The 15,507-nt window shown below is 34.1% G+C and carries 12 protein-coding genes and 6 pseudogenes; 10 read left to right on the forward strand and 8 right to left on the reverse strand.

From position 1 onward, the window contains the following. Nucleotides 1–3: 3 nt before the first annotated feature. Both IPJ23_15565 and IPJ23_15570 read right to left on the reverse strand, forming a co-directional pair. Nucleotides 4–1,062, reverse strand: a complete 1,059-nt coding sequence (locus IPJ23_15565) for a hypothetical protein (protein ID MBK7632094.1) — start codon at nucleotides 1,060–1,062, stop codon at nucleotides 4–6. Beyond that, nucleotides 1,059–1,634 (reverse strand): sigma-70 family RNA polymerase sigma factor, encoded by a 576-nt coding sequence (locus IPJ23_15570; GenBank protein ID MBK7632095.1) that lies wholly within the window; start codon nucleotides 1,632–1,634, stop codon nucleotides 1,059–1,061. Before IPJ23_15570 ends, IPJ23_15565 begins: the two co-directional genes overlap by 4 nt. A gap of 189 nt (nucleotides 1,635–1,823) precedes the next feature. Between IPJ23_15570 and IPJ23_15575 the strand changes: the two genes are divergently transcribed. Further along, nucleotides 1,824–2,366 carry a hypothetical protein gene (locus tag IPJ23_15575; protein MBK7632096.1) on the forward strand — a complete coding sequence of 181 codons (543 nt, stop codon included), beginning with the start codon at nucleotides 1,824–1,826 and terminating at the stop codon, nucleotides 2,364–2,366. A gap of 2 nt (nucleotides 2,367–2,368) precedes the next feature. Further along, nucleotides 2,369–5,215 carry a S8 family serine peptidase gene (locus IPJ23_15580; GenBank protein MBK7632097.1) on the forward strand — a complete coding sequence of 949 codons (2,847 nt, stop codon included), beginning with the start codon at nucleotides 2,369–2,371 and terminating at the stop codon, nucleotides 5,213–5,215. 53 nt (nucleotides 5,216–5,268) lie between these two features. On the opposite strand, the gene IPJ23_15585 is transcribed toward IPJ23_15580, so the two are convergent. Next, nucleotides 5,269–6,012: a class I SAM-dependent methyltransferase gene (locus IPJ23_15585; GenBank protein ID MBK7632098.1), complete on the reverse strand. Its 744-nt coding sequence runs from the start codon at nucleotides 6,010–6,012 to the stop codon at nucleotides 5,269–5,271. Between the two features lie 337 nt (nucleotides 6,013–6,349). On the opposite strand from IPJ23_15585, the gene IPJ23_15590 reads away from it, so the two are divergent. The 4 genes and pseudogenes from IPJ23_15590 to IPJ23_15605 all read left to right on the forward strand — a co-directional run bounded on the left by IPJ23_15590 (nucleotide 6,350) and on the right by IPJ23_15605 (nucleotide 10,857). Continuing rightward, nucleotides 6,350–6,877, forward strand: coding sequence for a response regulator (locus IPJ23_15590; protein MBK7632099.1), 528 nt, complete (start codon nucleotides 6,350–6,352; stop codon nucleotides 6,875–6,877). A gap of 9 nt (nucleotides 6,878–6,886) precedes the next feature. Continuing rightward, nucleotides 6,887–8,121 (forward strand): annotated as a pseudogene (locus IPJ23_15595) (iron hydrogenase). Continuing rightward, nucleotides 8,121–10,027: pseudogene (locus IPJ23_15600) on the forward strand (iron hydrogenase small subunit). Before IPJ23_15595 ends, IPJ23_15600 begins: the two co-directional pseudogenes overlap by 1 nt. Before the next feature lie 74 nt (nucleotides 10,028–10,101). Next, nucleotides 10,102–10,857 (forward strand): hypothetical protein, encoded by a 756-nt coding sequence (locus IPJ23_15605; GenBank protein MBK7632100.1) that lies wholly within the window; start codon nucleotides 10,102–10,104, stop codon nucleotides 10,855–10,857. 4 nt (nucleotides 10,858–10,861) lie between these two features. Here the strand turns inward: IPJ23_15605 and IPJ23_15610 are convergent, their stop codons facing one another. Continuing rightward, the gene (locus IPJ23_15610; protein MBK7632101.1) at nucleotides 10,862–11,092 is read right to left on the reverse strand and encodes a hypothetical protein; all 231 of its coding nucleotides are present in this window, start codon (nucleotides 11,090–11,092) and stop codon (nucleotides 10,862–10,864) included. A 40-nt stretch (nucleotides 11,093–11,132) separates the two neighbouring features. Here IPJ23_15610 and IPJ23_15615 point away from each other — a divergent pair, with 40 nt between their 5' ends. After that, on the forward strand, nucleotides 11,133–11,321 hold the full coding sequence (locus IPJ23_15615) for a sensor histidine kinase (GenBank protein MBK7632102.1): 189 nt from the start codon (nucleotides 11,133–11,135) through the stop codon (nucleotides 11,319–11,321). Between the two features lie 399 nt (nucleotides 11,322–11,720). On the opposite strand, the pseudogene IPJ23_15620 reads toward IPJ23_15615, so the two are convergent. Further along, nucleotides 11,721–11,961, reverse strand: a pseudogene (locus tag IPJ23_15620) (hypothetical protein). Between the two features lie 175 nt (nucleotides 11,962–12,136). Between IPJ23_15620 and IPJ23_15625 the strand changes: the two are divergent. From IPJ23_15625 to IPJ23_15635, 3 genes are all read left to right on the forward strand, one after another. Beyond that, complete coding sequence (locus tag IPJ23_15625) at nucleotides 12,137–12,499, forward strand: hypothetical protein (GenBank protein ID MBK7632103.1); 363 nt, start codon at nucleotides 12,137–12,139, stop codon at nucleotides 12,497–12,499. 12 nt (nucleotides 12,500–12,511) lie between these two features. Next, a complete protein-coding gene (locus IPJ23_15630) occupies nucleotides 12,512–12,859 on the forward strand; it encodes a hypothetical protein (protein ID MBK7632104.1) in 348 nt (115 codons plus the stop codon). Nucleotides 12,860–13,435: 576 nt separating this feature from the next. Beyond that, nucleotides 13,436–13,579 (forward strand): hypothetical protein, encoded by a 144-nt coding sequence (locus tag IPJ23_15635; GenBank protein ID MBK7632105.1) that lies wholly within the window; start codon nucleotides 13,436–13,438, stop codon nucleotides 13,577–13,579. A gap of 111 nt (nucleotides 13,580–13,690) precedes the next feature. On the opposite strand, the pseudogene IPJ23_15640 reads toward IPJ23_15635, so the two are convergent. The 3 pseudogenes from IPJ23_15640 to IPJ23_15650 all read right to left on the reverse strand — a co-directional run bounded on the left by IPJ23_15640 (nucleotide 13,691) and on the right by IPJ23_15650 (nucleotide 14,533). Continuing rightward, a pseudogene (locus IPJ23_15640) lies at nucleotides 13,691–13,813 on the reverse strand (hypothetical protein). A 219-nt stretch (nucleotides 13,814–14,032) separates the two neighbouring features. After that, a pseudogene (locus tag IPJ23_15645) lies at nucleotides 14,033–14,263 on the reverse strand (sigma 54-interacting transcriptional regulator). A gap of 60 nt (nucleotides 14,264–14,323) precedes the next feature. Then, a pseudogene (locus IPJ23_15650) lies at nucleotides 14,324–14,533 on the reverse strand (sigma 54-interacting transcriptional regulator). Nucleotides 14,534–15,507: the final 974 nt, after the last annotated feature.

Raw genomic sequence — 15,507 nt, forward strand, 5'->3', positions numbered from 1 at the left:
TCATCATACAACGAGGAAGAAGTTTTTTGCTTTTAAATTTTTTATATCATTATTAAGTCCATTGATATCAGAACTAAACTTAAAAAATGAAAAAACAAGTGTTGCAAGCAGAATCGCAATTACTATATATGCAATTAAAAGTCCGCGCATAATCTTTCTTTCACTCACCTCATATTGAAATTTTAATGAGTCAAAGTCTTGCTCAATTGCCTTGAACATTTTTTCGGCAACGCTTCTTTTGTTAAAATCAATTTGTTTACTTGCATCTTCTGAATCTTCAACAATTTTAGTTACTGTAGATTCTTCATTTAAAGATATTTCATTAACAATAGTTTCAGGTGTTCCTTTTGTTGGTAAATCATAGTTAGCAGCTGCTTCGTCCGCTATCGGGTATTCAATTTGGCTTTCGTCGACTAAAGTTTCAAAAGGTGATTCAATGATTTCATCTTCTTGTAAAATATGTTCTGATATTTCACTTTCAGCAAAGCTAGGCAAAACAACTTCATCAACTTTTGGATATTCAATTTGACTTTCATCAATTAAAGTCTCAAAGGGTGATTCTATCTCTGCATTTTCATTTAAATTATTTTCTGAGACTTCACTCTCATCAAAACCATGTAATTTAACTTCATCCAGATTAAATGTTATTTCATCTGGAGCTAATTCTGTTAATAAATTATCTTTAACTATGGTTGTTTCTTCAGTCTCAATCTCAATTGGTGGTTCAACAAAAGGTTCATCTATATTTGTATAATCATTTACCAGTTCTTCAACATCTTCTTCTATCTCAAATTTGTCTTCTTCTATTATTTTACTTGTTCGCAGCTGTTCGCTTAGTTTTATCAGTTTTAAAGCAACGCGATCTTTGAGTTCAGAATCTGGCAACTCTAATTCCAATGCAAGGGGCAAAAGTGAGGCAATGTTTTGAAACTTGCCTAATTCATCCCAAGGGAAAAGATGCCCGGCATCTATAAACTCCTGTAATTCTTTATTCTCGTTCTCATCTATACAACCAAGAGCTTTTGTCTGAAGCATTCCAATAATTTTTTGCTCATCAATCATTGGATTCCCTCTTTTGCAAGAATTTCTTTTACGCTGTTAAGTGCCACTCTTATTTTTGATTTTACAGTTAACAGTGGGATATTCAATTTAGTTGCTATATCTGATTCTGATAAACCATCATAGTATGCTAAGGAAAGAACGTACTGTTGTGCTTCTGTAAGGTTATGGACTGCAGCAAAAATATTTTCCCGATTATTAAAAGTCTTATCTAAGTCATTAGCGGGAATAATCAAAGAGAGATTAGGGATGATAACATCGTTTTCATAATCATCATTATATTCATCAGTAATCAAGAATTTTTTACGTTTGACGAAATCCAACGCTTTATTTCTAGTAAGCGTTATCAGCCAGGTAAACAAATTACCAGAATTAATATCAAACATTGAACTCTTTTGCCAAATAATCACAAAAATATCAGCAAGGATTTCCTCAGCAATTTCCTTTTGAACAACAATACGCTTAACTAAAGTGTATAAAACGGGGCTATAACGGTCATACAAAGTTTCTAATGCTTTGGAATCCCGATTAGTGATTCGTTGAAATAATTGAATGTCCGTAAATTCTGTATCCACTTTTTCAGATATAATAGTTGTTAATCATTTTACCATTCTAAAACTATATTTCTAAATCCAAAAAAGCAATTATTAACTCAGATGAACCCAACAATTTTATTCTTTTTATTCTTAATTAATTTCCATTCAAAGTTGAAGCATTAATAATTACTTGGTAAATTTGAACATCAAACACAAAGGAGTGATACATTGAAAAAACTATTACTATTCTTTTTCTTGACACTTACGGTCTCCCTTACCTTTTCACAGGTGGAGGTAAGTTCAAGATTGCAGCAAGCCTTAACTAAGGCAAACCAGAATGATTATATTAAGATTCTGGTTCTCCTTAGATCCCAGGTTGATTTAGCCTCACTAGATCAACAATTATACAGCCAAAAATCTACTTTGCAGCAAAGAGCATATAAAGTAATTACGGCTCTTAAACAAAACGCTGAAAATACCCAGGGTGGATTAAAATCATATTTTGATGCAAATTCTGAATCAGCAGACGTTTATACTTACCAGGCTTTCTGGATTTCTAATATGTTTGTGGTTGAAGCAAAGCCTAAAATAATTAACGAATTGATGACAAGATTAGATGTTGCTGAGCTGGATCTAGATGCTTTTTTGGAATTAGACAGACCTGAAAAAGTTGAAGATTATGTTGAGGGTACCGAATCTGTAGAACCGGGTTTAAAATTATTAACGCACATTTGTTATGGGCGCAGGGAATTACCGGACAGGGAAGATTAGTAATGGATATTGATACCGGTGTTCATCCAAACCATCCAGCATTAAATTTTAAATGGAGAGGAAATCACGTTCCAAGTAATCAGGCATGGTTCGATCCTGTCAGCGGAACTACAGTTCCAAGTGATTGCGATGGACACGGCAGCCACACAATGGGAACAATGGTTGGATATTCACCCACAACAGGCGATACAGTAGGTGTTGCGCCCGATGCTGAATGGATTGCTGCAAAAACAATTTGCTCAAGTCCACACACATCTAACTCTGTTGCAGCGTTTCAATGGGCAATTGATCCGGATGGAAATCCTTTAACAATTACAGATATGCCCGATGTAATAAGCAATAGCTGGTACGATCCTGATGTAACTACCGAATGTTCCGGAATTTATAAAACAACTTTAGATGCAGTTGAAGCTGCAGGTATTGCCGTGGTTTTCTCTGCAGGCAACAGCGGACCAGGAACATCAACAATAACAAAACCCAAAAACATTAATACGAACAATGTTAACGTAATGTGTACAGCCGCTATCGATGGTGCTTCATATCTTGGTGGTAACACAAATCCAATTGCTAGTTTTTCAAGCCGGGGCCCATCAACTTGCGGCGGTACGGGTTCTTTGTTAATAAAACCGGAAGTTTCAGCACCCGGAGTTAACGTACGTTCGTCCGGTTCCGCAACAGGGTATACCGTGTTAAGTGGAACATCAATGGCCTCGCCACACGTTGCAGGTGCAGTTGCATTACTAAAACAATTTGCTCCAACACTAACAGGCAAACAAATTTTAGAAGCTTTGTACAACACAGCTGTTGATTTAGGCGCCCCTGGTGAAGATAATAATTACGGAATGGGATTGATTGATGTTTATGCAGCATTCTTAAGTTTAGGAACCGCTGATTCAACGGCTCCTGATCCAATTGTAGATTTATCTGCCAGCAATCCTACTTCGAATAGTTTAACACTACAATGGACAGTTCCTTATGACTCATCAATGAATGGTGTTACCGGATTTGATATTCGTTATTCTACATCAGTCATTAATGATTCAACAACATTTTATAATGCAATGCAGCTACCTTTTACAACTATTCCTGATACAGCGGGCGGATCAGAATCATATCTTGTTGAAGGATTGAATTTTGCTACACCGTATTACTTCTCAATAAAATCAAAAGATGTGTGGGGCAATTGGTCGCCATTATCAAACAGTGCAACAGGAACAACCTTGGCAGCACCTCAAGTATCAGTCGCGCCATTAAGTTTGCACCATATTCTCAATTCAATGGAAGTTGTTGTTGACACAGTAACTGTTTCAAATATTTCTGTAAATCCATCCACATTGGATTTTTCTGTTGCTCTTGAGAACAATACTTTCCCAGAGGGAATGATAGGTGCTAGGGTAATCCCTAATCAGAATACTTCTGATGGACAAAATGAACTATCTACAAAAGAAAACCCTATTGATGTCCGCGGATTAAGTATCGATGGACAGGGTGGACCAGATTTATTTGGTTATAAATGGATTGATAGCAATGAACCAAATGGTCCTCAGTATGTTTGGGATGATATTTCTACCACCGGAACATTAGCCACAACTTGGGTCGCTACAGGGACTTTTGATCCTAAAGATGAAGGATATGCCGGACCATTTCCTTTAGGATTTAACTTTAAATATTACGGGGTTAATAAAACAGAAGTTTATGTTAGTTCAAATGGTTTGTTGACCTTTGGAACAATAAGCACAAATATTTTTACTAATGCTGGTATTCCAAATTCTGCTGTTCCTAACGAATACATAGCCCCTTTCTGGGATGATCTTGATGGAGTTTCATCAGGAACTGTGCATTACAAACAGGATGGTAACAAATTTATCGTTCAGTTTACCGGATGGCATAAATATTCCAATACTGGTTCGTTAACATTCCAGATTGTGCTTTACGCTAACGGAAGAATAATGTTCTATTATAATAATATGAATGCAACATTAAATTCTGCAACGGTTGGAATTGAAAATGCAGCAGGCAATGATGGTCTACAGGTAGCTTACAATGCAAATTATGTTGCAAATAATCTTGCAGTACTATTTGCTTCAGAGCCGGATTGGTTATCAAACAATGTTAACAGCGGTACATTATTTAACGGCAGCTCAGTAGCTGTTGAATTAACATTCCGTGCTGAAGATTATCCAGCTGGTAACTATGGAATGGATTTAGTGGTTACAAGTAACGATCCTGTTAACGCTACTGTTACTGTTCCTGTTACTATGGAAATTTCAGTAATACCTGTTGAGCTAACATCTTTTGTTGCAAAGAACGACAGAAACAATGTTACACTTAACTGGGCAACCGCTACAGAAACTAATAACAGTGGGTTCCAGATTGAAAGAAAACTTAATGGAACTAATGAGTGGACTAGTGTTTCATTTGTTTCAGGCAAAGGAACATCAACCGAAAGAAATAATTATTCATTTATGGATAAAGGTTTAAAGGTTGGTAAATACTCATACAGATTAAAACAAGTTGATCTTGATGGAACATTTGATTACTCGCCGATAATTGAAGTTGATGTAAATGCTCCTAATGATTATACGCTTTACCAGAACTATCCAAATCCGTTCAATCCAAGTACAACGATTGAATATTCTCTTCCGGAAAAAGCAGAGGTTACAATTTCTATATACACAGCTATTGGTGAATTAGTAACAACGCTAGTTAAAGGAACGGTTGAAGCTGGATATCAAAAAGCAAACTTTAACGCCGTTAATCTTACATCCGGTACTTACATTTACCAGATAAGAGCCGTTGGCAACGGAAGAACTTTTGTTGATACTAAGAAGATGGTACTTATAAAATAATGTAGAATTTATAATGTAGAATGTAAAATTAAGGCACGGGCAATCGTGCCTTTTTATTTTTGTGCAAATAAAATTAAATCATTTGAGATTTTTGCATCAAAAACTTTTTTATCCAAACCACCAAATAGTTCTATATTCTTAAATCCGGCTTCTTTAAAAACTTGTTTTAATCCTTTTGTTGTATAGGGGAAGATTTTTGTTGATATTAGTTCTTTCTGCGTAGTTTGATCAGCTTTAAATTTTAAAATGTTAAACGTTAAATCTTTATTGCAAAAATCATAAAAGCGAATGAAGTATTCATCATCCTTTTTTGTGATGTTAACTATACGCTCTTTTTCTTTAAGAATCTTTTCGTAATTAAGAATTTGAATAAGAACTTTTCCATCTTTCTTTAATAGCTTAAATAACTTTGCAACTGATTTTTCAATCAGACCAAAAGGAATGTTGGCTAGAGTATTTCCAAGTGAAACAACTATATCAAACTTATTATAAAATGTTTTTGGAATTTCATTCGCACCAAAGATATGGAAATCAATTTTACAATTATGTTTTTCAGAATTGGTTCGTGCAGTGTTAATCATTTCTGATGATGGATCGAAAGCTGTAACATTTAATCCTAGCTGAGAAAGTGAAATGGAATCAACTCCAGTTCCGCATCCAACATCTGCAACTGATTTTATTTTATCATCAATAAAATTTGATAAGAGTATTTTGCGTTTCTGTAATGCAGAATCAAAGTCAATCATCTTATCGTAATAAACTGAAGCTGAATTGTAAAAGTTGTTATTTGATTTCATATTTTTTATTGCTCCTTTTTATAATATCAAAATAGCTATTTAAAAATAATTTCTAATCAGCTAAAGTTTTTAATTCTTAATTATTCGCTTTTAACTCTCTTCCCATTTATCATCTTTTCGCAATTAGCAAAAGCTAATAAACAGCATATCTTATTTGAGAAGTGAAACTTCTTATGATTAAGAAAAATCAAACAAAAAAATGTTTAACCCTCGCACTAATTGAATTAAAATAATTATTCGGTGTAAAGTAATATGGCACTTAACATGTTAATTGATGAATACTTGAAAACTCTTAATTAACTAAATATTCCATAAATTTATCTTTAGGGGATAAACAATGGCCAAAATAGCAATAATAGACGACGATCCGGATATTGTTGATGCCAGCAGTTTGGTATTAACTTCAAAAGGTTACGACGTTATCACCGCTTCCAATCCAGATGATGGATATAAAATCGTTATGGATCAAAATCCAGATTTAATCATTCTTGATGTAATGATGAATGAACCCGATGATGGATTTTTTCTCGCTCAAAAGTTCCGCAAAATGAATGTGGACACACCAATTATAATGTACACATCAGTTTCAAAATCTTTAGGAATGGAATTTGGCGCAAGCGAAATGGTTCCTGTTGATGAGTTTGTTGAAAAGCCAATTTCACCCGAAACTCTTGTGGACAAAGTAACTATTGAAAGGGAGCTAGGAATTAAGTTTGGCGAAACAACAAAAGATAACCGCATAACTTTAGAATTTACTAACTGCGTTGGAATGTGTGATCAAGGACCAGCAATGATAGTTAACGATCGTGTTTACACAAAACTCGATCCTGAAAATGCAGTTAACATTCTTAACGAAATAAAGTAGGGATGATAAATGAAAATTGAAACAAAAATAAATAATATAAAAACGGAACGTACAGGTCCGGTTCTTTTTTCTCCTTATAAAAGAGGAGAAGGAATAAAAAAAGCTTTAAAACAGAAAAGAGAAGACATTCTTTTTGAGTTAAAAGATTCTGGTTTAAAAGGTAGAGGCGGCGCTGGATTTCCTACATCTACAAAATGGATGTTAACGGCTGCAGCAAAAGCTGACAAAAATTTATTGTTTGCAACGCTGATGAAGGCGAGCCTGGAACATTTAAAGATAGAGTTCTTTTAATGGAATATCCTGAACTTGTTTTTGAAGGTATGGTAATCGGCGGTTACACTGTCGGGGCAAAAGTTGGTATCGTTTATTTACGTGCAGAGTATGAATACATGCTTGAGCAGTTGGAAAATTATTTATCCAATATGAGAGAAGATAATCTGCTCGGTGAAGGAATTCTTGGAACAGATTTTTCATATGATATTTCAATACGATTAGGTTCAGGTGCTTATGTATGCGGTGAAGAAACTGCATTAATAGAATCACTTGAAGGCTACAGAGGCGAACCGCGTAATCGTCCACCATTCCCTGTTAACACAGGTTATATGGGTTATCCAACTTCCGTAAATAATGTTGAAACACTTGCTGCAGTTCCTCACATCATTACAAAAGGCGGGGCTTGGTTTAAAAAATATGGTACAGATAAATCAACCGGTTCAAAATTGTTTTCTGTTTCTGGTGATTGTGAAAACCCAGGTGTTTATGAACTACCATGGGGAATTGCCGTAAATGAATTACTTGAATTGGTTGGTGCAAGAAATGCCAAAGCTGTTCAAATTGGCGGCGCATCCGGAATCTGTATTCAAAAATCGCAATTCGATCGCAAGTTTGGTTATGAAGATATTTCAACCGGCGGCTCGGTAATAATTTTTAATGAATCAAGAGACATGCTTCATGTATTAAGAAACTTTATGGAGTTTTTTGTTGAAGAATCCTGCGGGCAATGCACACCATGCAGAATCGGTAATGTAAAATTACTTGAAGGAATTGAAATGATTGAAAGTGGAAAGTTTACTTTCAAATATATTAATACACTTAAAGAACTTGGCAAATCAATGCAAGTTGCATCAAAATGCGGATTGGGTCAATCAAGTCCTAACGCATTTATTTCCATTTTGGAAAATTTCAAAGATGAAATCTTTCACACAAAAGGGAATAATAGATTTAACGGAAAGGCAGGTAAGTGATGAAAGAAAAATCAAGAACACCAATGGCTCAACAAGCTTTAACTGTTGAAAAACCAACCATTGAAGATGGAATTGGAAGTAAGGTAACTATTGAGATAAATGAAAAGAAAGTGCAAGTATTTTTTGGACAAACAATTCTTGAAGCATGTAAAGAGAATCAAATTCACGTTCCGACACTTTGTCATCATCCTGATCTTTGCATCGCAGGTACTTGTCGTGTTTGTGTTGTTGAAGTTGAAGGAATGAGAACACTTCAGACAGCTTGTTCATTTCCAATTACAGCTTCAATAAAAATTAAAACATCAAGTACAATGGTGCGCAAAGCAAGAAGACATATAATTGATTTACTGCTAAGTGAACATTATGGTGAATGTTATTCTTGTGTAAGAAATAATAATTGCGAACTTCAAACACTTGCAAAAGAATACGGTGTTGATTCTTACACTTTTGGACATGTTACAGAACCCTTATTTGAAGTTGATCTTTCATCATACTCAGTCATACGCGATATGAATAAATGTATAAACTGCAGAAGATGTGTTAGAACTTGTATCGATCTTCAGGAAGTCGGAGTTCTAGAAGCAATTGGTCGTGGCGATAAAACTCATATAGGAACATTTTTAGAAAAACCTTTAGCTGATGTTGTTTGCATTAATTGCGGACAATGTATTAATCGCTGCCCAACCGGCGCATTAAAAGCTAATGATCCTTCTGATGTAATCTGGAATGCAATTGATGACCCTACAAAACATGTTGTAATTCAAACCGCACCATCACCACGCGCGGCAATTGGCGAAGTGTTTGGATTAGAACCGGGTAAATCATTTACCGGTGAAATGAATACAGCATTACGTAGAATCGGTTTTGATGTTGTATTCGATACAAACTTTACAGCAGATCTTACCATTATAGAAGAAGGAACAGAATTAATTTTAAGACTTTATAAAGCTTTGGTTAAGAAAGAACAAGTTGCAGTTCCGCAGTTTACTTCTTGTTCACCAGGCTGGGTAAAATATCTTGAGCATTTTTATCCTGAGTATATTGATAATTTAAGTTCAGCAAAATCACCGCAGCAAATGTTTGGTGCGCTCATTAAAACTTTTTATGCTCAAAAAAAAGGCATAGATCCAAAAGATATAGTATCAGTTGCAGTTATGCCATGTTCAGCTAAAAAGTTTGAATGCAACAGACCTGAAATGGATGATTCGGGTTATAAGGATGTGGATTTCGGATTAACAACCCGTGAACTTGGTCAGATGATAAAAGAGGCTGGAATCTACTTACCAGAAATGCCAAAGTCGCATTTTGATGATCCGTTTGGTGATGCTTCCGGTGCTGGATTAATTTTTGGTGCAACCGGCGGAGTTATGGAAGCAGCTTTAAGAACAGTAATTGAGTTAGTAACGGGAAAGAAAGTCGAAGATGTTTTTGCAAACGCAGATATAATTCCATTACGCGGATTTGAAGGAATAAAATATGCTGAACTTCCGATAACAGAAGTTGGTCCAGTTCCAAAATTGTTAGCACATCTTGTACCCGATTGGAAGTGGTTAAAAGGTGCCACTCTAAAAGTTGCTGTTGCACACGGAACTGCAAACGCCAAAAAAATTATGGATGATATAAAAGCCGGCGGTAAATTCAGCGAATGTCATTTCATAGAGTTTATGGCTTGTCCAGGCGGTTGTCTTGGCGGAGGCGGTCAGCCAATTCCAACAAATGAAGAAATAAGAAAGATGCGAGCAAAAGCTATTTATGATGAAGATAATTCTTTACCATTAAGAAAATCTTATGAAAACAAACATGTAACTGATATTTATAATGAGTTTTTAACTGACGGACCTTGCGGGCATATTTTCACAAACTTCTTCACACCAGCTATGTGAAGAGAGGTAAGTATATAGCTTAAAATTGTATATTTAAACCGGGCAGAAAAATATATATTAAGTTCTGCCTGGTTTTATTTTTTTAACAGAAGTAAAAATGTTTGATCTAATTCCAGCTTGGGCAAAGCATTACGAAGAATTTTGGTTAACAATACGGAATAGAAATCTTTGGTTTATAAAACTTCGTTATGCCGCAGTTGTAATGCTTCTCTTCTTTATAATTTTCCCAAAATACTTTTTAGGCATTTCGCTTTCTGATGATCAGCAAACAGCCCTATTAATAATTACTTTTTCAATTTTTGTTTACAATATTCTTTTTCATATCATGAGGAGATTATTGGAACATGATGCAGATAAATTTAATCCACTTCATCTATCTTTGCTGCAAATGATTGCCGATTTGACATCTCTAATGCTTGTGGTTTATTTTACAGGAAGTGTTGAATCACCGCTGCTTCTGTTTTTTGTCATTCAAGATGATTGTTGGCAGTTTAATTTTACCTGGGTTTGTTATTTATACTTTTCCGTTTTTATAGTGCTTGCATTCTGGGGAATTACAGTTGGTGAGTATTACTCAATAATACCGCATTACCATATCATCGGGTTTCTTCCTTTCTCACTCCACCAACAATTTAATTATGTACTGGCAATTAATGTAAGCTTTGCCTTTTTGGTTTTTATGATTGTTTTAATTGCAAATAAAATGGCTAACCAACTTTACATTCGTGAACAGCAGTTACTTGAGTCAATTGATAAAATAAACGCTGCAGAAAAAGAAAAACAAAAATATATTTCCGGTATTGTACACGAAATTAAACTCCACTTGCTGCAGTACATTCCTATCTTGATTTAATACTTCAGAAGTTTCTTGGACCTTTAGATGAAGTTGTAGAAGAAAAACTTATCCGTGCGCGTAAAAGGTCTGATGAAGCAATTGAACTGATTAACAACGTATTAAAAATTTCTAAACTTAGACTTGAAGATTCATTTATTAAAGAAGAAGTAGATATTGCCTCAATACTTGCAAGAGCAATTAAAGTTGCAAAGGTTAATGCTGAAGCTAAAGGTGTAAAGCTTTCTTTAATCAATAACTGGAAAGAAAAACATCCAATTGAAGGGGATCCATTCTTGATTCAGATTGCGTTATCAAACATAATTAGTAATGCAATTAAGTATAATAATATGGATGGCCTGGTTGAGATAACTATTGAAAAAGATAAAAATGATTTAGTGATAAAAGTTTGTGATGACGGTATGGGAATTCCTAAAGAAGAACTTGACAAGATATTTACTGATTTTTTAGAGCCAGCAATATAAAACACATCGGAGTTGAGGGTTCTGGATTGGGTCTATCTGTCGTTAAACAAATTGTAGAAAGACATAGGAACAATAGATGTTCAAAGTCCATCGCATCTATCTACAAATAAATATCCCGGAACCTGCGTGAAAATTACTTTGCCTTTCAAATCTTAACATTCCATTATTTTTGATTTATAGTTGCCCCCAGATTAGTCATTTCGACCGATAGGTGAAATCTGTAGATTAAAAAGTCAGATTTCTCAGGCTCCCAAAGGGATGCTTATGGCAGAGGACTCTTTCGAAATGACTTATTTGAGTTCTGCAATCGACCTCGAAACTTTTTGCACTGGATGAGAAAATGAAAATTATTTTATTTCTTTTTAGCAGAAACTTTCTTTTCTTTTCCTTTACAACTTTCAAATCAACAAGCTTAAAGGAAACTCCTTTTATTAAAGAAACTTTTCTTGCTAACTCATCCATTTTTTTTTTCGCCCGCAAGTTCAAGAATAAGTAATCCTTGATCACTGCAATTTTCCATAACACCGTCGTGAATACCCAATCTTGTTTTAACTATGCATCCCCAACCGGTTAAAACTTTTTGAACTTGCACTGCAGCTTGTTTTCTTTGACCAATAAGAATTAATAATACAGATTTCATAAGTCTCCTTTGATAAATGTGATTAAATTACGATGTAAAAATATATAATTTTCGCCCATTTAGTCGTACTTAACCATCTTGGTCGAAGGCAATAATCATTTTATTTGAATTCTGTTGCCTCATAGCAATAATTTAAGTGGCATTTATATTGTACAAAATCTTTAGAGGTATATATATGAAAACAATAATAACAATCGTATTACTTTCAGCTGGTTTGATTTACAGCCAGACAGTTTCTGATTCAACGCAGACAAAGCAAAAAAATCAGGAACGCGAAAAAGTTCAAACTCAAAATCAAGAAATGAACAAAGCTCAAAATCAAATTGGCTCAAAAGAAAAAGCTCAAACTGATGTAAAAGAAAATCGCAAAAGAAAAGATGTGTTCATAGATAAAGATGGAGATGGAATTTGCGATACAAGACAAAGCGGAATGAGTTTTAATAAAATGAGAAAACGAATGGGCGCAGGTAAACAAGGTCCGGGCGGTAAGGGCAGCGGCGGAAATCAAAATGGAAATAGTCCCAACTGGGGAAATTAATTTGCATAGAAATTGAATTATGAAAAATCTTTTGGTACTGCAACAATTTTAGCAATTCTATTTTTACAAACTGCACAAGCTCAGTTTAACTTGTACACTTATTATCAGGGCATATATGATGATAATATTTTTAATACAAGTGAAAAAGTTTCTGATTATATAAACAGTTTTGCCTTTGGTTCCGCGTATAACTTCGAATCAGATTTAAACAACGTTCAAATTTATTATGAAGGCGGATTAAATTATTTCCAAGCAACAACATCAAAATCATTTAACACACATCGCATCGGATTAGTAGAAACACATTTATTTTCTGTGGATGATAATCCATTAAACGCAGGAATAAATTATTCTTTTTAGAAATAACAAAGATGAATTTAAAGTTTATGATTTCAACCAAATTTCGGCTTATGTAAATTATCGTCATTCAATTAGCGAGTCTGATTATATCTTACCCGGTTATATTTTTTAACATAAACACTTATAAAAACTTTACATTGTTCTCTCACAATGAGCACCGGTTTTTGTAAACTGGATTTCAAACTTTGAAACTCAAACGTCACTTACATTAAATGCAGAATATTTAATCAAACAATATTCTGAAAAATATGATTTTGAAGGCTACCTAAACGAGGCGGCTCAGTTAAAACTGAAAGCAAACATTGGACAATCGTTAAGTGATTTAACAGGTATTAATGGTTATATCGAATATAGAAAAAATCTTTCCGATGGAAGTCGTTATTTAATTAGTGATTCACTTGTTTATTACGAAGAAGAGATATTTAATGATATTTATGCATATGATGGAATTGAAACCGGATTGATTTTAAACATTACTTTAATGAAAACATCGAATTAAGTCTTGATGCAAGATATCTAATAAGAAATTATTCTTCGCTACCAGCCGTTAATAGAAGCGGGGAAGAGCTAAACGTAATGCGTGAAGATAATCAGTTTGGATTTGGCGCAGGAATTGTTTTTGATTTGAGTTCAGTTGCAAAGGGTTTATCGATTTCGGCTAGATGGAATTATTTTAAAACAATTCAAATGATTATTACTACAAATATTCCAACCAAATGATTTCCGCTTCATTAGACTTTGATTTTTAGTGTCACACTGAGCCGAAGCGGAAGTGTGACATTTACTATTTATGTCATCCTTCATTTCCGCTCATGCTGATGTTTTTTCAAATCAATCAAACTTTTTAATCTCATATTTCTGCATTTTATAACGCAAGTTTCGTTCTGTTAATCCAAGCATTCTGCCAGCTTGTGATTGATTACCGTTAGCCTTGCTAAGTGCATCAAAAATCAATTTCTTTCAAGTTCTTCCACTTGTTCTGTTAGCGTTGCATCTGCTTTAGTTAAGATTTCTTTTCAGCTTTAAAACCACTCACTACATTTGGCAAATCACTAACTGTAATTATTTCAGTTCTGCAAAGTACAACAGCACGCTCAATAATATTTTCTAATTCCCGTACATTGCCGGGAAAATTAAATTTAATTAGTAAATCAACGGCTTCTTTGGATATGCTTAATTTCTGCCTGCCATTTCTTTTGTATACTTATTAATAAAATATTCTATAAGCGGAAGTATATCTTCTCTGCGCTCACGTAAAGGAGGAATGTTAAGCGAAACAATATTCAATCTGTAAAATAAATCTTCTCTAAAACTTCCATCTTTAATTTTGTCTTCCAAGTTTTGATGAGTAGCTGCAATGATTCTTACATCGATATCAACACTTTCTGTAGAGCCTAATCTTCGATTTGATGTTCCTCAAAACACGCATAATTTTACTTGAAGATTAATGGAATGTCACCAATTTCATCTAAAATATTGTACCCGAGTTGGCAAGTTCAAATCTACCTTTCTTAGCTTTTCAGCTCCAGTAAATGCACCTTTCTCGTGTCCAAACAATTCACTTTCAAGAAGTGTTTCCGGCAAAGCTGGAATGTTAACAGCAATAAACGGATTTTCTTTTCTGGGGCTTACATAATGAATTGATTTCGCAAGAACTTTTCCCGTTCCGCTTTCCCATTGATAAGTATTGCTGCTTTGCTATCAGCAGCGCGAGAAGCTAGGCTTAATACTTCTTCCATTTTTGGAGAGTGGGAAACGAAAGAATCAATTTTAAATTTGCTTTAACTGGTTTTAATAATTGATTTCTGATTTTAGATTTTTGTGTTCCAATAATTCTTTCAATCATTAAATCAAGCTCATCCAGGTCAACCGGTTTCGAATGTAATCAAATGCACCGAGGCGCATAGCCCTAACTGCGTTTTCAATTGTGTGCATCGGTTAGATTACAAAGCTTATTTCAGGATTTATTTTCTTTTACTTCTTCAAGAACTTTAAGCCCTGTTTTATCCGGCATCTTAAATCAGATAAAATAATATCAATTAAATTGCTTTGTACCGCTTTAATTCCTTCTTGTGCCTGATGATGCCGAAAATTTTTGTAACCTTTTTCAAGATAGCCTTTTAAAATACTTCGGGCATCTTCATACATCTACCATTAATATCGTGTAATCTTTCATTGTATGGTTATATTAATTTTATAAGTTGTTCCTTTATTTACTTCGCTTGAGAGAAATTAACCCGTTAAGCTGTGAAATTATTTTTGTGAAATACTTAATCCCAAACCATTCCCATCTTTTTTGATGTATAATATAAATTGAAAATTTTCCTGTTGCTCGTTGTAAACCAATTCCATTGTCCGTAATCAGAATAAAAAAATCGTTTTTAGCTTGGTAATATTATAATGTAACCCCTCCTTTATTTACAGCATCAAACGCATTTTGTAAGATATTCATTAATGCTTGTTTAATTAAATCTGCATCAAATTTACAATTTTGTAATTCGTCTTTTGTAAGATGAACTTTATCTCTTTTGTTTCGCCTGTTCTTGAAAATAAAAGAAAGATATCATCTCAAAGAAAGATCTCAAATCTACTTGATTTCGATTCAATTCAATGGGTTTTGCATAGCTTAAAAAATTAGTTATAATTTT

Source organism: Ignavibacteriales bacterium (assembly GCA_016709765.1).
In the GTDB taxonomy this organism is placed as follows: domain Bacteria; phylum Bacteroidota; class Ignavibacteria; order Ignavibacteriales; family Ignavibacteriaceae; genus IGN3.